Annotated in this window: 13 protein-coding genes and 7 pseudogenes; 16 read left to right on the forward strand and 4 right to left on the reverse strand. The window is 59.5% G+C overall.

Annotation, left to right across the window (positions count from 1 at the left end; translation table 11 throughout):
• On the reverse strand, positions 1-1122 hold a 1122-nt coding region (locus tag JFT80_RS14615; protein WP_201148337.1), incomplete at its 3' end, for an MFS transporter.
• A gap of 206 nt (positions 1123-1328) precedes the next feature.
• Between JFT80_RS14615 and JFT80_RS14620 the strand changes: the two genes are divergently transcribed.
• From JFT80_RS14620 to JFT80_RS14645, 6 genes and pseudogenes are all read left to right on the forward strand, one after another.
• Positions 1329-1811, forward strand: a complete 483-nt coding sequence (locus JFT80_RS14620) for a GNAT family N-acetyltransferase (protein WP_201148338.1) — start codon at positions 1329-1331, stop codon at positions 1809-1811.
• 188 nt (positions 1812-1999) lie between these two features.
• Positions 2000-2991: pseudogene (locus JFT80_RS14625) on the forward strand (2-dehydro-3-deoxygalactonokinase).
• Positions 2992-3010: 19 nt separating this feature from the next.
• A pseudogene (locus tag JFT80_RS14630) lies at positions 3011-3630 on the forward strand (2-dehydro-3-deoxy-6-phosphogalactonate aldolase).
• 60 nt (positions 3631-3690) lie between these two features.
• The gene (dgoD, locus tag JFT80_RS14635) at positions 3691-4839 is read left to right on the forward strand and encodes a galactonate dehydratase (RefSeq protein ID WP_201148339.1); all 1149 of its coding nucleotides are present in this window, start codon (positions 3691-3693) and stop codon (positions 4837-4839) included.
• Positions 4840-5019: 180 nt separating this feature from the next.
• A complete protein-coding gene (locus JFT80_RS14640) occupies positions 5020-6330 on the forward strand; it encodes an MFS transporter (RefSeq protein ID WP_201148340.1) in 1311 nt (436 codons plus the stop codon).
• Between the two features lie 60 nt (positions 6331-6390).
• A pseudogene (locus JFT80_RS14645) lies at positions 6391-7193 on the forward strand (IclR family transcriptional regulator).
• Here JFT80_RS14645 and JFT80_RS14650 read toward each other — a convergent pair.
• On the reverse strand, positions 7194-8246 hold the full coding sequence (locus JFT80_RS14650; protein ID WP_201148341.1) for an NAD(P)-dependent alcohol dehydrogenase: 1053 nt from the start codon (positions 8244-8246) through the stop codon (positions 7194-7196).
• A gap of 191 nt (positions 8247-8437) precedes the next feature.
• On the opposite strand from JFT80_RS14650, the gene JFT80_RS14655 reads away from it, so the two are divergent.
• Entirely contained in the window at positions 8438-9328 is an 891-nt protein-coding gene (locus JFT80_RS14655; protein ID WP_201148342.1) for an AraC family transcriptional regulator, read from the forward strand.
• A gap of 90 nt (positions 9329-9418) precedes the next feature.
• Here JFT80_RS14655 and JFT80_RS14660 read toward each other — a convergent pair whose 3' ends face one another.
• Positions 9419-11083 carry an electron transfer flavoprotein-ubiquinone oxidoreductase gene (locus tag JFT80_RS14660; RefSeq protein WP_201148343.1) on the reverse strand — a complete coding sequence of 555 codons (1665 nt, stop codon included), beginning with the start codon at positions 11081-11083 and terminating at the stop codon, positions 9419-9421.
• Between the two features lie 550 nt (positions 11084-11633).
• Between JFT80_RS14660 and JFT80_RS14665 the strand changes: the two genes are divergently transcribed.
• Entirely contained in the window at positions 11634-12383 is a 750-nt protein-coding gene (locus JFT80_RS14665) for an electron transfer flavoprotein subunit beta/FixA family protein (RefSeq protein ID WP_201148344.1), read from the forward strand.
• A 16-nt stretch (positions 12384-12399) separates the two neighbouring features.
• Entirely contained in the window at positions 12400-13329 is a 930-nt protein-coding gene (locus JFT80_RS14670; RefSeq protein ID WP_201148345.1) for an electron transfer flavoprotein subunit alpha/FixB family protein, read from the forward strand.
• Positions 13330-13371: 42 nt separating this feature from the next.
• Here JFT80_RS14670 and JFT80_RS14675 read toward each other — a convergent pair.
• Positions 13372-15238: pseudogene (locus tag JFT80_RS14675) on the reverse strand (sigma-54-dependent Fis family transcriptional regulator).
• A 313-nt stretch (positions 15239-15551) separates the two neighbouring features.
• Between JFT80_RS14675 and JFT80_RS14680 the strand changes: the two are divergent.
• The 7 genes and pseudogenes from JFT80_RS14680 to JFT80_RS24360 form a co-directional block, all read left to right on the forward strand.
• On the forward strand, positions 15552-16352 hold the full coding sequence (locus JFT80_RS14680; RefSeq protein ID WP_122840385.1) for an SDR family NAD(P)-dependent oxidoreductase: 801 nt from the start codon (positions 15552-15554) through the stop codon (positions 16350-16352).
• A gap of 126 nt (positions 16353-16478) precedes the next feature.
• Positions 16479-18157 (forward strand): annotated as a pseudogene (locus tag JFT80_RS25170) (flavin-containing monooxygenase).
• Positions 18154-19602 (forward strand): NADP-dependent succinate-semialdehyde dehydrogenase, encoded by a 1449-nt coding sequence (gene gabD / locus JFT80_RS14690; RefSeq protein ID WP_201148346.1) that lies wholly within the window; start codon positions 18154-18156, stop codon positions 19600-19602. The pseudogene JFT80_RS25170 and the gene gabD overlap by 4 nt, the downstream one beginning before the upstream one ends.
• Before the next feature lie 111 nt (positions 19603-19713).
• Positions 19714-21045, forward strand: coding sequence for a carbohydrate porin (locus JFT80_RS14695; protein WP_201148347.1), 1332 nt, complete (start codon positions 19714-19716; stop codon positions 21043-21045).
• A 59-nt stretch (positions 21046-21104) separates the two neighbouring features.
• Positions 21105-21886, forward strand: a pseudogene (locus tag JFT80_RS14700) ((S)-acetoin forming diacetyl reductase).
• Between the two features lie 74 nt (positions 21887-21960).
• Positions 21961-22527 (forward strand): iron-containing alcohol dehydrogenase, encoded by a 567-nt coding sequence (locus JFT80_RS14705; RefSeq protein WP_242482948.1) that lies wholly within the window; start codon positions 21961-21963, stop codon positions 22525-22527.
• Between the two features lie 20 nt (positions 22528-22547).
• Positions 22548-22744, forward strand: a pseudogene (locus tag JFT80_RS24360) (glycerol dehydrogenase); the annotation flags it as partial.

Consider the following 22744-nt stretch of genomic DNA (forward strand, 5'->3'; position numbering starts at 1 on the left):
TATCAGAACTGTGTGCAAAAGTGTCGTCATTCCATATTCGACGATGATCTTGCCGGCCACGAACGGAAAGCCAAACACGCCGATGAAGTACGCCAGGCTGAATAACAGCAGCGCCTGCGAGAGAGTGCCAGCGGGTGCTTCGTTGGCCGCCAGGCCATTGATCACCGAATAGGTCAGGCCGTAGCCGATGCCCAGCATCACTGCAGCCATCAGGTAACTGACGCTGTCGTTCACCCCGTAGCCGAACATCAGGATCGAGCCCAGGGTCAGCCCGGACAGCAGACAGGACGCGCGAAGCGGGTCGCGCTTGACCACCCACCCGGCAATCACCATTCGCCCGGCGATCGCAGCACCCATGAAACCCAGGAAAAATAGCGAGTAGTCGACTGAGCGAGCGGCAGCGTAGCTGGTTTGAAAGCTCGACAAACCGCCAAATATGCTGCCGCCAAGGCCGACCATGATGATCGGGAACACCGCTTTGGATGACAGCACCCGAGCCGTCGCCCGCCAGGATATGCGAGCGCCTGCAATTGACGCTGAAGGCACTTGCCGCAGGTGCACATCGAGCCGCCAGAACAACAGCACGCCGATCAGGCTGGCCAGTGCGGCCAGGTAAAACGCCGCCGTCACGGGATACCCCAGCGCACTGGCCAGGCGCCCCAGCAGGGGCCCGCTGCCAATCCCTGTGAGCATGCTGCCCGACAGCAAGGCGAAATAGCGGGCTCGTTGCGCGGGCGTCACCAGACTTGCCACAATGATCGGCCCCAAGGTGTAGAAGACGCCCCAGCCCAGGCCCAGCAGCAAACCGAACAACAGCAGCAGGTCGCCAAACCCTGGTGCCATGGCAAATCCCAGACTCGCAGCAGCCAGCAAAATGCCGAACAGGGCGATCGAGCGGGCGGCACCGAGCGCATCCGACAAGTGCCCGGACACAATCACTGCTGCAAAGGTGCTGAGCATCGCTGCGGAGATCACGCTGCCGGCATCGTGCTCATTGCCCCCTCGCGAACTGATCAACAGCGACAGCAGGAAGGTCGAACCGTAGGACAACGACAGCAGGTAGCTGGCGAAGCAGAACAAACCGAACAGGCGGTTCGAAACGGCGGGTATTGCGGTGGGCATGAGGCGGGTCCTTGTCCTGATAAAAAATGCACAGGCTGTCTATCTAACACGGGGGACGCCGGCGTTAGGTGCGAGGTTCGCGATTTCAGGGTTAGTGCTGGCCGGAGTGATTGCGCAACGGCAGCGAGCGGAAAAACCGATTTCCCATGTGACGAGCGTCGCGTGGCGTCTTAGTATGTTTTTTCAATTTTGATGAAGGCCCGTCCATGACGATCGAAATCCGCCCGGCGACCCCCAGCGATGCCCCGCAAATCCTCGCCTTCATCACCGAACTGGCCGATTTCGAAAAAGCCCGCCACGAAGTCATCGCCAGTGTCGCCGACATCGAGCGCAACCTGTTCAGCGAAGGCGCCACCGCCCACGGCCTGATCTGCCTGCGCGACGGCTTGCCGATCGGCTTCGCGGTGTTCTTCTTCAGCTATTCAACCTGGCTGGGCAGCAACTGCCTGTACCTCGAAGACCTCTACATCACCCCCGAACAGCGCGGCGGCGGGGCGGGCAAGACCCTGCTGCGGCACCTGGCGAAGATTGCCTGCGCCAATGATTGCGGGCGCTTCGAGTGGAGCGTGCTGGACTGGAACAAGCCGGCGATCGAGTTCTATCAATCCCTGGGCGCGCAGCCGCAGGAAGAGTGGGTGCGCTATCGGATGGATGGGGCTGTGTTGCGGGACTTCGCCGCGGGTAATTGATTACCTCTTGAAGATCGCAGCCTTCGGCAGCTCCTACAGTTTTGTAATCCCTGTAGTAGCTGCCGAAGGCTGCGATTTTTTCTACTTTGTTTCAATATGTGGGATTGATATTTATATATTGAGATTTATCCCCTCCCGGGTTTATAGTCCAGCGCACTCACTGCCCAACAAACAGAACAGGTGAAGCGATGCTGGCGCAATTGATCGCGCTCGATTGGGGGACAACCTCATTACGTGCTTACAAACTCGCCGAAGGTGGTCAAGTGCTGGAGCAGCGGTCGCTGTCGACCGGCATCATGCAGCTGCCCCGCACCCCCGAGTGATCGCCGGCCAGCCGTGCGCTGACGGTTTTGAACTGGCCTTTGATGAAGCCTGCGGTGACTGGCTCGATGCACAGCCAGGCTTGCCGGTCATTGCCTGTGGCATGGTCGGCAGCGCCCAGGGCTGGCGCGAAGCGGCCTACCGGGAGACCCCGGCCAACGTCGCCGATCTCGGGAACTCCCTGCAGGCTGTGCGCAGCATTCGCGGAGTCGACGTGCACATCGTGCCCGGCGTCATCCAGCGCTCGCGCCTGCCCAATGTGATGCGCGGCGAAGAAACCCAGGTGCTCGGCGTTCTGCACAATCTTGAAGGCAACAGTGGCGATGATCTGCTGATCGGCTTGCCCGGCAGTCATTCGAAATGGGTGGAAGTGGCCGAAGGCTGCATCGTGCATTTCGATACCTTCATGACCGGTGAAATTTTCGCGGTGCTCAGCGAGCACAGCATTCTCGGCCGTACCCAGCAACGTGGCGGATCCTTTGACGGCGATGCGTTCGACCGTGGCGTACAAGTGGCGCTATCGTCCGATGGCGAGATCGGCCCGCTGTCCACGCTGTTCAGTGCCCGCAGCCTCGGCCTGACCGGCGAACTGAGTGCCAGCGCCCAGCCGGACTACCTGTCCGGGCTGTTGATCGGCCACGAAGTTTGCGCGTTGGCACATGCCCAGCGTCATCGACGCAACAGCGTGCATCTGCCCTCAATCATCCTCATTGGCAATTCCCAACTCTGCAGTCGCTACTGCAGGGCCCTGGACGCCTGTGGATTTGCCCGGGTGTCCCTGGCCGAGCAGGCCACCGAGCGCGGGTTGTGGCAACTGGCGCTTGCCGCCGGCCTCATCCCGCCAACCCTTTCCCGTTAACCCCCACTGGAGGTCTGACATGCTCAAGCAAGCCCTGGCGCAAAACGGTCTCATCGCGATCCTGCGTGGCCTGCGTCCGCAAGAAGCGGCCGCCATTGGCGAAGTCCTGTATGCCACCGGATTTCGCGTCATCGAAGTGCCGCTCAATTCCCCGAGCCGTACGACAGCATTCGCATCCTGCGCAGCACCTTGCCGGCCGATTGCCTGATCGGCGCAGGCACAGTGCTCACGCCGGAACAGGTCGAGCAGGTGAAAGTCGCAGGCGGCCAGGTGATCGTCATGCCCCACAGCGATCCCAAGGTGCTGCGTGCGGCCAAAGCGGCCGGCCTGTTCCTGTCGCCCGGTGTCGCCACTCCGACCGAAGCGTTCGCCGCGCTGGCCGAAGGCGCAGACGTACTCAAGATGTTCCCGGCCGAGCAGATGGGCCCGGCGGTCGTCAAAGCCTGGCTTGCGGTGTTGCCGGCGGGGACGTTGCTGGCGCCGGTCGGCGGTATCACGCCGGACAACATGCAGGCATTTATCGATGCCGGCGTGAAAGGTTTCGGCCTCGGTTCCGGTCTGTTCAAACCGGGCATGACGCCGGAGCAAGTGGCGGTGAATGCCAAGGCTTACGTGGCCGCGTGGAAGGCCCTTCGCTAAGACTTTTGGCGCTGCGTGCGCTGCATCTAATAAGAGCTGCATTTACAAAAGAGAGCAGAGATGAAAATCACCAAACTCACCACTTTCATCGTGCCGCCGCGCTGGTGCTTCCTCAAGGTCGAAACCGACGAGGGCGTGACCGGTTGGGGCGAGCCCGTGGTTGAAGGCCGGGCGCACACCGTTGCTGCTGCCGTTGAAGAATTGTCCGACTACCTGATTGGCAAAGACCCACGCAACATCGAGGACATCTGGACTGTGCTCTATCGCGGCGGTTTCTACCGTGGCGGCGCGATTCACATGAGCGCGCTGGCCGGTATCGACCAGGCGCTGTGGGACATCAAGGGCAAGGCCCTCGGTGTCTCGGTCAGCGATCTGCTCGGTGGTCAGGTGCGCGACAAGATTCGCGTGTATTCGTGGATCGGTGGCGACCGTCCAGCCGACACCGCGCGTGCGGCGAAGGAAGCCGTGGGCCGTGGTTTCACCGCCGTGAAAATGAACGGCACCGAAGAGCTGCAGTTCCTCGACTCCTTCGAGAAAGTCGATCTGGCGCTGGCCAACGTTGCCGCCGTGCGTGATGCGGTCGGGCCAAACGTCGGCATCGGCGTCGACTTCCACGGCCGCGTGCACAAGCCGATGGCCAAAGTGCTGATGAAGGAACTCGACCCGTACAAACTGATGTTTATCGAAGAGCCGGTGCTCAGCGAGAACTATGAAGCGCTGAAGGAACTGGCGCCGCTGACCAGCACGCCGATTGCTCTGGGTGAGCGGTTGTTCTCGCGTTGGGATTTTAAACGCGTGTTGAGCGAAGGCTACGTCGACATCATCCAGCCGGACGCTTCTCACGCCGGCGGCATCACCGAAACCCGCAAGATCGCCAACATGGCCGAAGCCTATGACGTGGCGCTGGCGCTGCATTGCCCGCTGGGCCCGATTGCGCTGGCGGCATGTTTGCAACTGGACGCGGTTTGTTACAACGCGTTTATCCAGGAGCAGAGCCTGGGCATCCATTACAACGAGAGCAATGACTTGCTCGACTATGTGAAGGACCCGCAAGTGTTCGATTACGACAAGGGTTTTGTGAAGATCCCCAACGGACCGGGCCTGGGCATCGAGATCAACGAGGAATACGTGATCGAGCGTGCGGCAGTCGGGCATCGCTGGCGCAACCCGATCTGGCGTCATGCCGATGGCAGTTTTGCCGAGTGGTGAGTCTGCGCTGACACACCGAAAGTCCCTGTGGGAGCTGGCTTGCCAGCGATGATGGCGGCACATCCAGTATTGATGTGACAGACACATCGCCATCGCTGGCAAGCCAGCTCCCACAGTTTGATCTCCATGGATGGGAGATTTGCGTCATGACCTCAATAAACATAAGAAGAGGCATCTCTCATGCAACCGCAAACCCTCACCGGGCAGGCATCTTTAGTCACGCCCAGCCGCAAGCGGTTTTTCATCATGGTGTTGCTGTTTATCACGGTGGTCATCAACTACCTTGACCGCAGCAACCTGTCGATCGCCGCCCCGGCGCTGACGAGCGAGCTGGGCATCGACCCCATTCACGTCGGACTGATTTTCTCCGCCTTCGGCTGGACCTACGCTGCCATGCAGATCCCCGGCGGCTGGCTGGTGGATCGTGTGCCGCCACGCATTCTCTATAGCGTCGCGCTGCTGCTGTGGTCGCTGGCCACGGTGATGCTCGGTTTCGCTGCGAGTTTCATTGCGCTGTTTGTGCTGCGCATGGCGGTCGGCGCGCTGGAAGCGCCGGCGTATCCGATCAACAGCCGCGTGGTCACAACGTGGTTTCCGGAGCGTGAACGCGCTACGGCGATTGGTTTCTACACCTCAGGGCAGTTCGTCGGTCTGGCATTCCTGACCCCGGTTCTTGCCTGGTTGCAACACGAATTCGGCTGGCACATGGTGTTCGTCGCAACCGGCGCCGTCGGCATCATCTGGGCAGCCATCTGGTACGCGGTCTATCGCGAGCCGCGAGATTTCAAGGGCGCCAACGAAGCCGAAATCGACCTGATCCGCGAGGGCGGTGGTCTGGTCGATATTCAGCAAGAGTCAGCCAGGGTCAAAGCCAAATTCAGCTGGACGGATCTCGGTATCGTCCTGACCAAACGCAAATTGTGGGGCATCTACCTCGGCCAGTTCTGCCTGAACTCGACGCTGTGGTTTTTCCTGACGTGGTTCCCGACCTATCTGGTGAAGTATCGCGGCATGGACTTCATCAAGTCCGGCCTGCTGGCGTCGCTGCCGTTTCTCGCCGCGTTTGTTGGCGTGTTGTGTTCAGGGTTCTTTTCCGATTTCCTGATCCGTCGCGGCTATACCGTGGGTTTCGCGCGCAAGTTGCCAATCATTGGCGGGTTGCTGATTTCTACCTCGATCATCGGCGCCAACTTCGTCGAGTCGACCCCGCTGGTGATTGCCTTTCTGGCGTTGGCGTTTTTCGGTAACGGTCTGGCTTCGATCACCTGGTCGCTGGTGTCGACGCTCGCTCCGGCACGTTTGCTCGGTTTGACCGGCGGGGTGTTCAACTTCATCGGCAACCTGTCGGCGATTACCACGCCGATCGTCATCGGTTTCCTGGCTACCGGAGATTCCTTTGCTCCAGCGATCACCTATATCTCGGTCCTGGCGCTGATCGGCGCACTGTCCTATGTGCTGCTGGTCGGTAAGGTCGAGCGTATCGAGTTGTAGTGGTCAACGTCGGGCGACCATAATGCCGCCCGTTCCCTCGCTCAACGGTAAAGGCTGGATATGCAGGAAGACGCTCCGGAAAAAACCAAGGACGCCGCGCCCACCGGCACGCAAACGCTGCTGCGCGGCCTGGGTGTGGTGCAAGCGGTGGCCAGTGGTGCGCGCGATCTCAAGGAGATTGCCCGGCTGATCGGCACCACCCGCAGCACCACTCATCGCCTGGCCAGTTGTCTGGTGGACGAGCGCTACCTTCGCGTGGTGCCGCAAGTCGGTTATCTGTTGGGGCCGAAGCTGATCGAGCTGGGTTTCCAGGCACGCGAAGAGTTGCCGCTGGTGAGTCTGGCCGGGCCGTATCTGGACGAGTTGTCGGCACTGACCGGCGACACCGTTCATTTGGGGATTCGTGAAGGCGATGAAGTGCTGTATCTGCTGAAGAATCCGGGGCGTAATGGCCCGGAAATGCGTTCGCGGGTCGGCCATCGCATGCCGTTGGCGCGCACCGGGATCGGTAAGGCGTTGATGCTCGATGATTCAGCGCAGGATTGGCAACGGCTGTACGACATCAGCCTGCCGGCGGGTGGGAAAAGTCAGTTCCGGCCGCAGCATCCCCAGCAGTCGTGGGAACAGCTTGAGCAGCGCATGAGCGAATACGTCGCCGGTGGCTACGCATTCGATCTGGAGGATAACGAGCCATCGATCCGTTGCGTGGCGGCGCCGATCCGCGATGCGAGTAAACGCATCGTCGCAGCGATCAGCATCGCCAGTACGGTGCCGTACATGCCGCTGGAAAAAATGGCCGAGCTGATTCCCCTGATCAAAGGGTCACAGCCCGGCTGTCGGCCGAGCTGGGTGCCAAGGTCTGATTACACCTTCAGGGTGGCCATGTCGATGACGAAACGGTATTTCACGTCGCCAGCGATCATGCGAGCGTAAGCCTCGTTGATCTGGCGGATGTCGAGCATTTCGATGTCGCAGGTGATGTTGTGCTCGGCGCAGAAATCCAGCACTTCCTGGGTTTCGGCGACGCCACCGATCAACGAACCGGCGAGCACGCGACGGCCCAGCACCAGTTTGGCGGCGTGGACCGGCGGTTCCACCGGCTCGATCAGCCCGACCAGAATGTGCACACCGTCGAAACGCAAGGTGTCGAGGTACGGGTTGAGGTCGTGCTGCACCGGAATGGTGTCGAGCAGGAAGTCGAAGTGACCGGCGGCGGCCTTCATCTGCTCGTCGTCGGTGGAGACGATCACGTGATCGGCGCCCTGACGACGACCTTCCTCAGCCTTGCTCGCCGAACGGGTGAACAAGGTCACTTCAGCGCCCATGGCTTTGGCGAACTTGATGCCCATATGGCCGAGGCCACCCATGCCGAGAATCCCGACCTTTTCGCCAGCCTTGACGCCGTAGTGCTTGAGCGGCGAGTAGGTGGTGATGCCGGCACAGAGGATCGGTGCGGCGGCGGCCAGATCGAGCTTCTCCGGGATGCGTACGACGAAGTGCTCGCTGACGACGATGCTGTCCGAATAACCGCCCATGGTGTTGCTGCCATCGACCCGATCCGGAGTGGCGTAGGTCATGGTCGGACCTTCGAGGCAGTATTGCTCAAGGTTCGATTGGCAGGCTTCGCAGGTGCGGCAGGAGTCGACCATGCAGCCAACGCCAACCAGATCGCCTACTTTGTGACGGGTAACATTCGCACCGACGGCGGTGACTTTTCCGACGATCTCGTGGCCGGGCATCAACGGGTAAACAGCGATGCCCCACTCGTTGCGTGCCTGGTGGATGTCGGAGTGGCAGACGCCGCAGTAGAGGATTTCGATGGCAACGTCGTCGGCGCGCGGGCTGCGACGTTCGAATTTCATCGGGGCGAGGGGCGTGGTGGCCGACTGGGCGGCATATCCGATGGCGGTGTACATATGAAACCTCGCAAAAGCAATGACAGGTGAGGCGGCGCATTCTGGGCGCCGACCGCCGCTGCGGCCATGACGATTCCTCCGGGTCTTATGCCTAATCCTCCGGCATGCGGGTTTGATCGGTCGCATTGGCAAAAGGATCTGCGATGATGCTTTTATCCCTTTTTCCATGATTTTTTTTGAAGAACACTTTGATGCAATTGACCCGTCACCTTGATGCCAATGCCAGGCTGGTTTCGCTGATCGAACCTTTGGCGCTGCGCGATGGTTATAGCCAGACCGGGCTTGCGGGCGTGCAGGTGCTGCGCGCCAGTTGCGACGTCGCCCGTGGCCCGCACATTTATGAGCCGAGCCTGATGATCATCGCCCAGGGCAGCAAACTGGCGTTTCTCGGGCCTCGGACGATGGAGTACGGTGCCGGGCATTATCTGATTCAGGCGCTGCCGGTGCCGTTCGAATGCGAAACCTTTGCCTTGCCGGATGCGCCGTTGCTGGGTGTTTCGGTGGCGATTGACCGGGTGCTGCTCGGTGAGCTGGTGCTGGCGATGGGGCTGGCGCCGGGCCGGCATATTCCGGCGCAGACGCCCGAGTCGATGACTTCGGTGGTGCTGGACGACGCCATGCGCGGATGCGTCGAGCGCTTGCTGAGTTGTCTGCACGATCCGCTGGAATGCCAGATTCTCGGGCCGGCGCGAGTGCGTGAGTTGTTGTTCACTGCACTGCGTGGGCCGCAGGCTGATGTGCTGCGCGCGTTGGTAGAACAGCAGGGGCAGTTCGCACGGGTGGCGGCGTCGATCAGTCATCTGCATGCGCATTACACCGAACCGTTGAACGTCGAGACTTTGGCCGGTTGCGCGAATATGAGCGTGTCGACGTTTCACGAGCATTTCAAGCGCAGCACGTTATTGTCGCCGGTGCAGTATCTGAAGCGCTTGCGACTCCTGAAGGCGCAGACGTTGCTCGTCGCGGAAGGGCTGGGCGTGGCGCAGGTGGCGCATCGGGTGGGGTATCAGAGCACGTCGCAGTTCAGCCGCGAGTACAAACGCTACTTCGAGCGCAGCCCGGGCGACGAACGCGCTGCCTGACCCCCATAGATCCCCCTACAGGTTGTTGTTGAAAATCGCAGGCAACAAAAAGGCCCCCGATTCGGGAGCCTTGCTGTTCAGCAGGTCGACTTACATGTTTGGATAAGTCGGGCCGCCAGCGCCTTCCGGCGTGACCCAAGTGATGTTCTGCGAAGGGTCCTTGATGTCACAGGTCTTGCAGTGCACGCAGTTCTGGGCGTTGATCTGGAAGCGCTTCTCGCCGTCTTCCTTGGTGATCACTTCGTAAACACCGGCCGGGCAGTAGCGCTGGGCTGGTTCGTCGTACAGGGGCAGGTTCTTGCCGATCGGGATGCTCGGGTCGGTCAGCTTCAGGTGGCAAGGCTGCTCTTCTTCGTGGTTGGTACCGGAGATGAACACCGAGCTGAGCTTGTCGAAGCTGATCTTGCCGTCTGGTTTCGGGTAGTCGATCTTCTTGCAGTCGGCCGCGAGCTTGAGGCACGCATAGTCCGGCTTGGTGTCGTGCAAGGTGAACGGCAGTTTGCCGCCGAAGATGTTCTGGTCCAGCCAGTTGAAACCACCACCCACGATGGCGCCGAACTTGTGAATCGCCGGACCGAAGTTGCGGCTGGCGAACAGTTCTTCGTGCAGCCAGCTCTGCTTGAAGGCATCGACGTAGCTGGTCAGCTCCTCAGTGCCGTCTTTTTCGGCAAACAGCGCTTCAGCCACGGATTCAGCGGCGAGCATGCCGGACTTCATCGCGGTGTGGCTGCCCTTGATCTTGGCGAAGTTCAGGGTGCCGAGGTCGCAGCCGATCAGCGCGCCGCCCTTGAAGACCATTTTCGGCAGCGAGTTCAGGCCGCCCTTACAGATGGCGCGAGCGCCGTAGCTGATGCGCTTGCCACCTTCCAGGTACTGGGCCAGCACCGGGTGATGCTTGAGGCGCTGGAACTCGTCGAACGGCGACAGGTACGTGTTGCTGTAGGAAAGATCGACGATCAGACCGACGACGACCTGATTGTTTTCCAAGTGATAGAGGAACGATCCACCGGTGTTCTCGGTGCCCATGATGTCCAGTGGCCAACCGGCGGTGTGCACCACCAAGCCTGGCTGGTGTTTGGCTGGGTCGATTTCCCAGATTTCTTTCAGGCCGATGCCGTAGTGCTGGGCGTCGGCATCGCTGTCGAGGTTGAAGCGCTTGATCAGTTGCTTGCCGATGTGGCCACGGCAGCCTTCGGCGAACAGCGTGTATTTGCCACGCAGTTCCATGCCAGGGGTGTAGAGGCCTTCTTTCGGGTTGCCTTCGCGGTCGACGCCCAGATCACCGGTGATGATTCCGCGGACGATGCCTTGCTCGTCGATAAGCGCTTCCTGAGCAGCGAAGCCCGGGTAGATTTCTACACCGAGGTTTTCCGCCTGCTGGGCCAGCCAGCGGCACAGGTTGCCGAGGGAGATAATGTAGTTGCCTTCGTTGTGCATGGTCTTGGGCACAAAGAAGTCTGGAATCTTTTGCGCGTTTTCGGCGTTTTTCAGCACGAAAATGTCGTCGCGGGTGACCGGTGTGTTCAGCGGTGCGCCGAGTTCTTTCCAGTCCGGGAACAGTTCGTTCAGAGCGCGTGGTTCGAACACGGCACCGGAAAGGATGTGTGCGCCGACTTCGGAGCCTTTTTCGACCACGCAGACACTGATTTCCTTACCGGCTTCGGCGGCCTTCTGCTTCAGACGGCAGGCGGCGGACAGGCCAGCGGGGCCGGCACCGACGATGACCACGTCGAATTCCATGTATTCGCGTTCCACAGGCTATCTCCTACTCAAGGCTCAACAGTTTTTTTTCTAATTTGGAGGTTTGATGTCGCTTCCATGAATTTCTGCGCAATGCGCCGAACAGGACAATCGATTGACCACCTTTCTCTCTAGGGGGCGCATTATATCTACACCACTCCGAGCGTCCAATACAAACGTTTGTTTGAATTGGCTCCAGCCCAGAGAAATCAAAGAAGCGCGGCTTATGAACGACCATTTTGCCGTATTGACCGGAATAGGCGTTCCGGTCAAGATACGGGCGGTTTTGCGCTCGTCGTAGGCAGACTGGCGGTTTCAAGAGCACCTCTAAAGACAGGGCACAGGCAGTAGAAGGTGATGCGCAGCGCAGGTCCGGCGCGCAGTTTACACAGCGTGAAGATCCATGACTTGTCGGTCACCACTGACGAACGGTCATCAACATTATGAGCGATGGTCACTTGACACTTATGCCGGCGTTTTTAGAGGTGCCCTTTTAGCCTGATGAGCATCAACCGCCAGGTTCGCCTAGGCGACTTTCTTTTCACCGGAGAGTAACGAGGAATCCATGAAGGTTCTTGTAGCTGTCAAACGCGTTGTTGATTACAACGTCAAGGTTCGCGTCAAGGCGGACAATTCCGGCGTCGATCTCGCCAACGTCAAGATGTCGATGAACCCGTTCTGCGAAATCGCAGTGGAAGAAGCCGTACGCCTGAAAGAGAAAGGTGTTGCGACTGAAATCGTCGTCGTCTCCATCGGCCCGACCACCGCTCAGGAGCAGCTGCGTACCGCACTGGCTCTGGGTGCCGACCGTGCCATCCTCGTCGAATCCGCTGAAGATCTGACTTCGCTGGCCGTGGCCAAACTGTTGAAAGCTGTTGTCGACAAGGAACAGCCTCAGCTGGTGATCCTCGGTAAACAGGCGATCGATAGCGACAACAACCAGACCGGCCAGATGCTTGCTGCATTGAGCGGTTACGGTCAGGGCACTTTCGCTTCGAAAGTCGAAGTCTCCGGTGACAGCGTTGCCGTGACCCGCGAAATCGACGGCGGCGCGCAAACCGTTTCCCTGAAACTGCCAGCGATCGTCACCACCGACCTGCGTTTGAACGAGCCGCGTTATGCGTCCCTGCCAAACATCATGAAAGCCAAGAAGAAGCCTCTCGAAGTGCTGACTCCGGACGCTTTGGGCGTTTCCACCGCCTCCACCAACAAGACCCTGAAAGTCGAAGCGCCGGCTGCACGCAGCGCAGGTATCAAGGTCAAGTCGGTGGCTGAACTGGTTGAAAAACTCAAGAACGAAGCGAAGGTGCTTTAAGCTTAGGAGCCTGATCATGACTATCTTGGTAATCGCTGAACACGACAACAAGTTAGTGGCTCCAGCCACCCTGAATACCGTAGCTGCCGCTGCCAAAATCGGTGGCGACATCCACGTTCTGGTTGCCGGCCTTGGCGCTGGCGCCGTGGCTGAAGCCGCTGCGAAAATCGCTGGCGTGGCTAAAGTGCTGGTGGCCGACAACGCCGCCTATGCGCATCAGTTGCCGGAAAACGTTGCGCCTCTGATCGCAGAGCTTGGCAAGAGCTACAGCCACATCCTGGCTGCCGCTACCTCTAACGGCAAAAACATCCTGCCGCGCGTTGCCGCTCAGCTGGACGTTGACCAGATCTCCGAGATCATCTCGGTCGAAAGCGCTGACACTTTCAAGCGTCCGATCTACGCCGGTAACGCCATTGCTACCGTGCAATCGACCGCTGCGATCAAAGTGATCACCGTGCGTGCCACCGGTTTTGACCCGGTTGCTGCTGAAGGTGGTTCGGCTGCTGTTGAAGCGGTTGGTGCTGCGCACAACGCTGGCACTTCGAGCTTCGTTGGCGAAGAGCTGGCCAAGTCCGATCGCCCAGAGCTGACTGCTGCCAAGATCGTCGTTTCCGGCGGCCGCGGCATGCAGAACGGCGACAACTTCAAACACCTGTACGCTCTGGCCGACAAGCTGGGCGCTGCTGTTGGCGCTTCGCGCGCGGCAGTCGACGCAGGTTTCGTACCGAACGACATGCAGGTCGGTCAGACCGGCAAGATCGTTGCGCCTCAGCTGTACATTGCCGTCGGTATCTCCGGCGCGATCCAGCACCTGGCCGGCATGAAAGACTCCAAAGTGATCGTTGCGATCAACAAGGACGAAGAAGCGCCGATCTTCCAGGTGGCCGATTACGGTCTCGTGGCTGATCTGTTCGAAGCCGTTCCGGCGCTGCAGCAGGCTCTGTAAGCATCGCACGCCAGGCGGGCGAAAAGCCCGCCTGGCACTGACTCAATCATACGAGCCCTTGCCGGGCATTTTGATGCCATGCGCGTTCACTTTGCGGTACAGCGTTGCACGGGAGATCCCCAGTTCGCGGGCGGCCAACAGGGGTTTCCAGCGGTTGCGCACAAGCGTGTCGATCAACGCCTGACGTGCCGGGCTGCCGCTGGCCGTATCCTGGCCTTTTACCGGCGCACTCGCGCCGAGCATCGCTGGGAGGTCATCCACGCCGATCACCGGGCCTTTACACACAGCACAGGCATATCGCAGCACGTGGTGCAGTTGACGCATGTTGCCCGGCCAGCTGTTATTCAAGAGCATTTCCAGCGCAGACTCGCTCAGTTCCACACGCTCGCCCGAGCGCTCGCACTCGTCGTCCAGGAGTCTGTTGATCAACGCCAGTTTGTCTTTGCGTTCGCGTAACGGCGGAATATCGAAGCGTGCGCCGCTCAGACGGAAAAACAGGTCTTCACGAAAGCTGCCAGCCTCAACCAGCGTTGCAATATCACGGTGGCTGGCACACACCACCTCAATATCGATGGACTGGGTGCGTGCACCGCCCAGGGGAGCCACTTCGCCTTCGCTGAGTACTCGTAACAGGCGGGTTTGCAGGGCCAGGGGCATGTCGCCGATTTCATCGAGAAACAATGTGCCGCCGTCAGCCTGCTGCAACAGTCCTCGCATGCCTTTGGTCGAAGCGCCGGTAAAGGCGCCAGCGGCATAACCGAACAACTCACTCTCTATCAGGCTTTCGGGAATCGCTGCACAGTTCACTGCGACAAAGGGCTTGTCTCGACGCTTGCTGGCGGCATGCAGTTGCAGGGCAAAAACTCTTTGCCCGCACCGGTCTCACCATGAATCAGCACGGGCAAACCGCGATCCTTGACACGTACCGCCAGCTCCAGTGCCTGCGCAACCTTGGGGTCCAGCGCTGATGCCGGGCTGCTGGCCAGTGGGACGCTAATGGGCCGGCGGGGCGCCTTGAGGCGCACGTGCAACCCCATCGACGGCAAAAAGTGGATGTTGTCATCCCCAGCGGCGGGCAGCTTTGCTGAGGCAAAGGCTTCATCGATATGCGCGGGGATTCGGCCACAACGCTGTAGCAGCAGGCGCCGCGCAGCGGGGTTGAGCGCCTCTATGCGGCCATCCCGGTCCCAGGCGAACAGGCATTGCGGTTGGCTGTCGACATAACCGGGCAGGGGTGTGCGCGTAATACCCATAGGTCTTGGGTGCTGTACATGAAGTACGCATTTTCGAGTTCGGTAGCACTTTGAATGACCATTTGCCGAATCAAATGCTGACTGCGCCGGTCATCGGGAGCACGCACTGAAGAAACGTCCAATACCGCCAGGATCTCGCCGCCAGGTGAGAATATCGGCGCCGCAGAGCAGGTATTGCCGATAAACGCTGCACGGAAATGATCGAGTTTGTGCACGGTGACCGGCAGCTTGTCGATTAACACCGCGCTGACCGCTGTCGTGCCTTCTTCCTTCTCCGACCAGCAGGTGCCGACGTCCATGCCGGAGCGCCGGTACTCGCCGCGCAGGGCTGAGTCGATGCGGTAGTCGACGGTACATCCCAGCGTATCGGTGAGCATCACGCAGTAATCGGCGTCGCGTACGCGGCTGTGAAGCCGTGACATTTCATCTCCTGCCAGATGCAGGAAATCGTCGACACGCTGGCGGTGCTCATTGATCTGGTGAGCCTCCAGCACCCTTGGCCCCTGCAGGGATCCCGGGTCGAGCTTGTAATGCTGCACCGAGCGACGCCAGGAATCGAGGATGGCGTTGGGCACCGGCAGGGTCGGGGCATTCTGGGCAGTGCGCAGTACGCGACTCACGTGTTCCACATGAGTCTTCGAAAAACCAGAGGACATGGTACCTCCGAATGTTGGATCTTATTTTTCTGTTGATGGCCATTAAAGGCGGCTTGGCCAATCCCTTCAAGCTGAATCAGTCGGCCGGTGCCGGTGAGACATAACCGCTCAGTATTCGCAACGCCTCGCGGGAGACACGAGCGGTTATGTCTTGCGGCGGCCGGTCGGGCAGCAGCGATCCATTACGCGTTTAGCGCTCTATTCCGGGCGTTATGGAGCGACAGCAAGAGGTTGGCACCCGACTTGCTCTGTCAGTCTCAGCAGGCCGCGTCGAACGGTCGCATCTCAACAACAATAACGACAGAGGCAATACATGAGCGAATTCAACGCTGTGAATTTCTCCCTGAACGGCAAGGTTGCCCTGGTGACCGGCGCTGGCCGTGGCATTGGCCAGGGCATTGCGCTGAGCCTGGCCCAGGCCGGTGCAGACCTGGTGCTGGCCGATTACGACCTGGGCATCGCGCAAGAGGCTGCCGCGTTGGTCCAGGCCCTGGGTCGTCGGGCTGTGGCCCTGCAAGTTGATGTCAGTAAACCCGAGAGTGTTGCCCGTTTGATTGAGCAGGTCAGGGCGCAATTTGGCCGCCTGGATGTGGCGGTCAACAACGCGGGCGTGGTCAGCCTCGGTCGGGTCGATGAACTGGCCGTCAGCGAGTGGGACCGCATCATGAACATCAACGCCCGTGGCGTATTCCTCTGCTGCCAGGCCGAACTCAAGCTGATGCGTGAGCATAACTTCGGCCGCATCATCAACCTTGCCTCAATTGCCGGCAAAGTCGGTTTCCCGGACCTCTCCCACTACAGCGCCTCCAAATTCGCCGTGATTGGTTTTACCAATGCCTTCGCCAAGGAAGTTGCCCGCGAAGGCATCACGGTTAACGCCCTCTGCCCCGGTGTGGTGGGCACCGGAATGTGGCGCGGTGATGAGGGGCTTTCCGCGCGATGGGCGCAACCCGGCGAAACCGAAGTGCAATCCTGGGAGCGGCATCAGTCCAGCCTGCTCCCTCAGGGGGAAGCGCAAACCGTGGAAGACATGGGCCAATTGGCGGTTTACCTGGCGTGCGCTCCCCACGTTACCGGGCAGGCGATCGCTGTTGATGGCGGCTTCTCGCTCTAACTGACCCCCGCTCACTTAGCAGGTTTATGTCCGCTGAATCCTTATTCAGGGGAGCGGATACGGCTTGCCTGCAGCTTTGTTGTTGAGTGAAGCCTGCAGGCGCACTGATCGAAACAGGAGAACATAATGACAACTACAGTTCTGGCCAAACGTTCCGTTGGCACCGACGTTATCAACTACGACGCCATCGTGATCGGCGCAGGTTTCGGCGGCATTTACATGCTCAAGAAATTGCGTGATGAATTAGGCTTGAAGGTGCGCGCCTTCGACAAGGCCGGTGGTATCGGCGGTACCTGGTACTGGAACCGCTACCCCGGCGCCTTATCCGACAGTGAATCGTTTGTCTATTGCTTCTCCTGGGACCGTGAGCTGTGTCAGGAGTGGGACATCACCACGCGCTACCTGACCCAGCCGCAGATCCTGTCCTACCTGAACCACGCCGTGGATCGCCACGATCTGCGCCGCGATATCCAGCTTGAGACAGGCATCACTGCCGCCGTGTTCGATGAGCAGAGCAGCCGCTGGCTGGTCACGGCCGATGACGGTCGTCAATACAGCGCCAAATACCTGGTGACGGCGCTAGGCCTGTTGTCCGCAACGAATGTGCCCAAGATCAAAGGCCTCGATCAGTTCAGGGGGAGCATGTATCACACCGCCAACTGGCCGGCCGATGCCGTACTGGAAGGCAAGCGCGTAGGTGTGATCGGTACGGGTTCGACAGGTTCGCCAGGTCATTACCGCGATCGCACCGACCGTTGGCCACCTGACCGTTTTCCAACGCTCTGCGCAGTACACCGTGCCGGTGGGCAACGGTCCGGTCAGTCGCGAATACGTCGACGATATCAAACGTAACTACGACGCCATCTGGCAGGAGGTGCGGTCCTCGCGACTGGCATTCGGCTTCCCTGAAAGCGACATTCCGACCATGAGCGTGGACGCAGCTGAACGCAAAGCCATCTTCCAGCGCGCCTGGGATGGCGGCGGCGGCTTCGCTACATGTTCCAAACCTTCAACGATATCGCCACCAGTGAAGAGGCCAATATCGAGGCGCAAAATTTCGTTCGCGAGAAAATCGCCGAGATCGTCAAGGATCCGCAAACCGCTGGCAAGTTGATGCCCCGCGATCTCTACGCCAAGCGCCCGCTGTGCGACAGCGGTTACTACGCGACCTTCAATCGTCCCAATGTGTCGCTGGTTGACGTCAAGGCCAACCCGATCGAAGAAATTACCGCCAAGGGCATTCGGACGGCCGATGGCATTGAGCACGAGCTTGATGTTCTGGTGTTTGCCACCGGTTTTGACGCCGTGGACGGTAACTACAAACGCATCGATATTCGCGGCCGCGATAACGTCTCGATGAAGGATCACTGGGCGGACGGGCCGTCCAGCTACTTGTCGGTGGCCACCGCCAAATTCCCGAATATGTTCATGATCCTGGGGCCTAACGGTCCGTTTACCAATCTTCCACCGACGATTGAGACCGAAGTGGAGTGGGTCTCCGATCTGGTTGGGTTCATGGAGCAGAACGAGTTGGCCTGTGTGGAACCGTCTGCGCAAAGCGAGCAGGAATGGGGCAAGACCTGCCAGGACATTGCCGATCAGACGCTGTTTGCCAAGACTGACTCATGGATCTTCGGCGCCAATATCCCCGGCAAAAGCAACAAGGTGTATTTCTACATGGGGGGTTGGGCGCGTTTAGCGAGCAATTGGCAGCGGTCAAGAACGATGACTACCGGGGCTTCAAGTTCAAGGCCATGAGTGTCGAAGGGGCGCTCAAACGTCGCGTAACGGAGAACCTGCAATGAACTTGAACAACCCCGAGCTCTTGCGTCATCAAGCCTTTATCAACGGTGAATGGCTGGCCGCAGACAACGAAGCCGCGATCACGGTGAGCAACCCGTCGACGGGCGCCACCATTGGCCAGGTACCGCGCATGGGCAAGGCTGAAACACGCCGCGCCATCGAGGCTGCCGAGCGCGCTCTGCCAGCGTGGCGTGAGCTTCCTGCCAAGGCCCGCGCCAATGCGTTGCGGCGTTGGTACGACTTGATTATCGAAAACCAGCACGACCTGGCTCACATCATGACCCTGGAACAGGGCAAGCCGCTGCCTGAGGCGCTGGGTGAAATCGTCTTCGGCGCCTCCTATATCGAGTGGTATGCGGAGGAGGCGAAGCGGGTCTACGGCGATATTATTCCGGGCGCAACGGACAAACGCTTGCTGGTCATCAAGCAGCCCGTGGGCGTGTGCGCCGCCATTACGCCTTGGAATTTCCCCAGCGCAATGATCACCCGCAAAGCCGGTCCGGCGCTGGCCGCTGGTTGCACAATGGTCATCAAGCCGGCCTCCCAGACGCCGTTTTCGGCATTGGCGCTGGTGTATCTCGCCGAACAGGCGGGCATTCCCAAAGGGGTGCTGTCGGTGGTGACGGGCGCAGCGGCAGAGATTGCCGAGGAGCTGACCAGCAACCCGGTTGTGCGCAAGATTTCCTTCACGGGGTCCACTGAGATCGGTCGCCAGATCATGGAAAAATGTGCCCACGACATCAAGAAAGTCTCTCTGGAACTGGGCGGCAACGCGCCCTTTATTGTGTTCGACGATGCCGATCTGGACGCTGCCGTAGAAGGCGCACTCGCGTCGAAGTTTCGCAATGCAGGGCAGACCTGTGTCTGCGCGAATCGACTGTATGTGCAAGACAAGGTGTATGACGCCTTCGTCGACAAACTTGCTTCAGCCGTGGCCGCTCTGAAGATTGGCGATGGTTTTACCGAGGGCGTGACGCTTGGGCCGCTGATTGATGGCAAGGCCGTCGCCAAGGTGCGCGAGCATATCGAGGATGCTTTGGCTAAAGGGGCCAAGGTTGTCCAGGGTGGTGGTGCGCATACCCAGGGTGCCAATTTCTTTGAGCCCACGATCTTGGTGGATGTGCCGGACAACGCTCGTGTCGCCAAGGAAGAAACTTTCGGTCCGCTTGCACCGGTCTTTCGCTTCTTCGATGACGCCGAAGTCATCGCTAAAGCCAACGACACCGAGTTCGGCCTGGCAGCGTATTTCTACACCGCGAACCTGAGCCGGGTGTTTCGTTTGTGCGAGGCGCTGGAGTACGGCATCGTCGGCGTCAACACCGGGATTATCAGTTCCGAAGCCGCACCGTTTGGTGGGGTCAAGGCGTCGGGTGTTGGCCGGGAAGGCTCCAAATACGGCCTGGAGGATTACCTGGAGATCAAATACCTGTGCCTGGCCGGCATTTGATCTGTATCGACCCATTTTCAACTGATTGCTTTCTTGAGTGACCGCAAGGGCGCTGCCCTGCGGTCCGGGCAACGCTGTGTCGTAAACATAAAAACAATAGGGTAAATCGACATGAACATCGCTTGGAAATTGCCGCTGGGGCTCGGGCTCCTGTCATGCATCGCTGTGCCTGCCTCTGCGGACGACGCTTACTCGAAATGGGGGACCGGAGATTGGGGAGGGGTACGCAGTGAGCTGCTGGAGCAGGGCGTTGACGTGATCGTCGGTTATGTCGGCGAAGCCGCCACCAATGTGCACGGAGGCTATAACCATGACCGCACGGCGCGCTACACCGCGCAATGGGCACTGGGCACGCACCTGGATCTGCAAAAATTATTTGGCTGGAATGACGCCGAGTTCCAACTGCTGGTGACGGAGCGCAATGGTAACAACCTCTCCAACGAGCGTGTTTCTGACCCCCGCGCACCGCAACTCAGCTCGGTGCAGGAGGTGTGGGGCAGGGGACAAACCTGGCGCCTGACCCAGATGTGGTACCGCCAGAAATTTTTCAACAGCGCCCTGGACCTCAAATTTGGCCGCGTGGGCGTCAACGAGGACTTCGCCAGCTTTCCATGCGACTTTCAAAGTCTGTCGTTTTGCAGTGCCCCCATCGGCAACGTCGCCGGCGATATCTGGTACAGCGGGCCGGTGAGCCAGTGGGGCGGCCGTGTGCGCTATAACCTCGATCAACGCTGGGCGGTGCAGGTCGGGGTGTATGAGCAGAATCCGTCGTACCTGGAGACAGGCAACGGTTTCAAGCTCAGCGGCAGTGGTACCAAAGGCGCGTTGGTACCGGTGGAGATTATCTGGAAGCCAACCCTAGGCAAAGAAGCCTTACCCGGTGAATACCGCCTGGGTTACTACCACAGCAGTGCCAGCGCCAACGACCTGTACGACGACGTCAACGGTAACCCGCAGGTGTTGACCGGGCAGGCGCCAAAGTCGCGCAGCAGCAAACACGGCGCATGGATCATTGGCCAACAGCAGCTCACTGCCCATAACGGCGATGCCTCACGCGGTCTGAGCGTATTTGCCAGCTTGACCGTGCACGACAAAGCCACCAGTGGCATCGAAAGCTTCCAGAATATCGGCGCGGTCTACAAAGGCCCGTTTGATGCGCGGCCCAAAGATGACCTCGGCGTGGGCATCGCCCGCCTCAAGGTCAATGACGACGTCACCAAGCGCCAGCGCCTGATCAATGACAGCACCGGCATCAGTGACTACAACGACCCGCAGTACGTTCCCGTGCAGCACAGCGAATACAACATCGAACTCAATTACGGCGTGCACGTCACCGATTGGCTGACCGTGCGCCCGAACGTGCAGTACGTGCGCAATCCAGGTGGCGTTTACGAGGTGGACAATGCCTGGGTCGCCGGTGTGAAGCTGCAGGCGAGTTTCTGAGCCTGGGCAGATGTGTGAGCAGTCTTTAACCCCCATCACGAATAAGAAGGAACACCAGCATGAGTAAGTCCTTGGGAAAAGTTGCTTTTGTAACCGGTGCCGGTCAAGGGATCGGAGAAGCCATTGCCTTGCGCTTGGCGGCGGATGGTTTCGCCGTAGCCTGCGCCGATATGAATCTTGAAACGGCCGATCAAGTGGCTGAAAACATCAGGAAAACGGGCGGCAAAGCCCTGGCGATAAAGGTCGATGTGGCCATTCGGGAGGATGTTTTCGAGGCCGTGCAGGCAGCGGTGGATGGCTTGGGTGACCTGCATGTGGTCATCAATAACGCAGGCATTGCGCCCATTGCTCCCATCGAGGCGATTACGCCAGAGATCTATCGGCGAACGTTCGACATCAACGTGGGCGGTGTGCTCTGGGGCATACAGGCGGCAGTCAACGCGTTCAAGGCGTTGGGTCATGGCGGCAAAATCATCAGCGCTTCGTCGCAGGCGGGCCATATCGGCAACCCGGACCTGGCGGTGTATGGCGGAACCAAGTTTGCCGTGCGTGGCATCACCCAGACAGCGGCGCGGGAATTGGCGCACCTGGGTATCACCGTGAATGCCTACTGCCCTGGCATCGTCAATACACCGATGATGCGCAAGGTTGCCCAGGATGTGGCTGATAATGCCAATCAAAGCATTGAGTGGGGATGGAACAGTTTGCCCAGCACATCACCTTGAAGCGGCTTTCCCAGCCCGAAGACGTGGCAGCCTGCGTGTCGTTCCTGTCCGGCCCTGACTCCGACTACATGACCGGTCAGGCCGTGATCATTGATGGCGGAATGGTATTTAACTGATTCGTCATCAGCGCAGAAGAACGCTCAAGCGTGCAGACGTTGAGCGTTATGCGCAGGCGACGTGAGGGAATGAGATGACTATTACCAAAGGCATTGCATCGCCGGCCAAGTTTCTGGTCCAGGCCGATGCACTGGTGGATTTAGCGATACATGGCAAAGCCTTCGGGACCAATGCCTATTTGATCTGCGATCAATTTATCGTCGGCCGGGTTCATGAGAAAGCGATGCCGGGGTTCAAAAACGAACAACGCGCGGAGTTGGCTGTGTTTGGCGGGCAGTGTTCCGACAGCGAAATCAACAGGCACGTGGAAGCGGCACGTGGGGCTGATTATGTGGTCGGGATAGGTGGCGGAAAAACCCTGGATACCGCCAAGGCGGCGGCACACTTCCTGGAAAAACCTGTGCTGATCCTGCCTACGCTAGCCTCTACGGACGCGCCCTGTACGGCGATTTCGGTAATTTACAACGACGACGATACGTTTAACCGCTATCTGTTTTTATCCAGAAACCCGGACGTTGTTCTAGCCGACACGCGCATTCTGGCCGAACAACCCCCGCGTTTTTTGCCGCGGGCGTGGGTGACGGTCTGGCCACGTATTTCGAGGCGCGGGCATGCTTTGCCGCGCAGCGCGACAATCTGATCCTGGGCAATGACGGCAAGATGCTCAAACCCACATTGATCGGGTTTGCGATTGCCCAAACGTGCTTCGAGACCATCAAACAGTATTCGGCCCAGGCGGCATTTGCGGTGCAGAAGAAAGCCATTACTGCCGCCCTGGAGAATACGATTGAAGCCACCATCTACATGTCCGCTGTCGGGGCTGAGTCGGGTGGTTGTGCCGCTGCGCATGCGATCCA

Origin of the sequence: Pseudomonas sp. TH10, from assembly GCF_016651255.1 — a bacterium.
Classification (GTDB): Bacteria; Pseudomonadota; Gammaproteobacteria; order Pseudomonadales; family Pseudomonadaceae; genus Aquipseudomonas.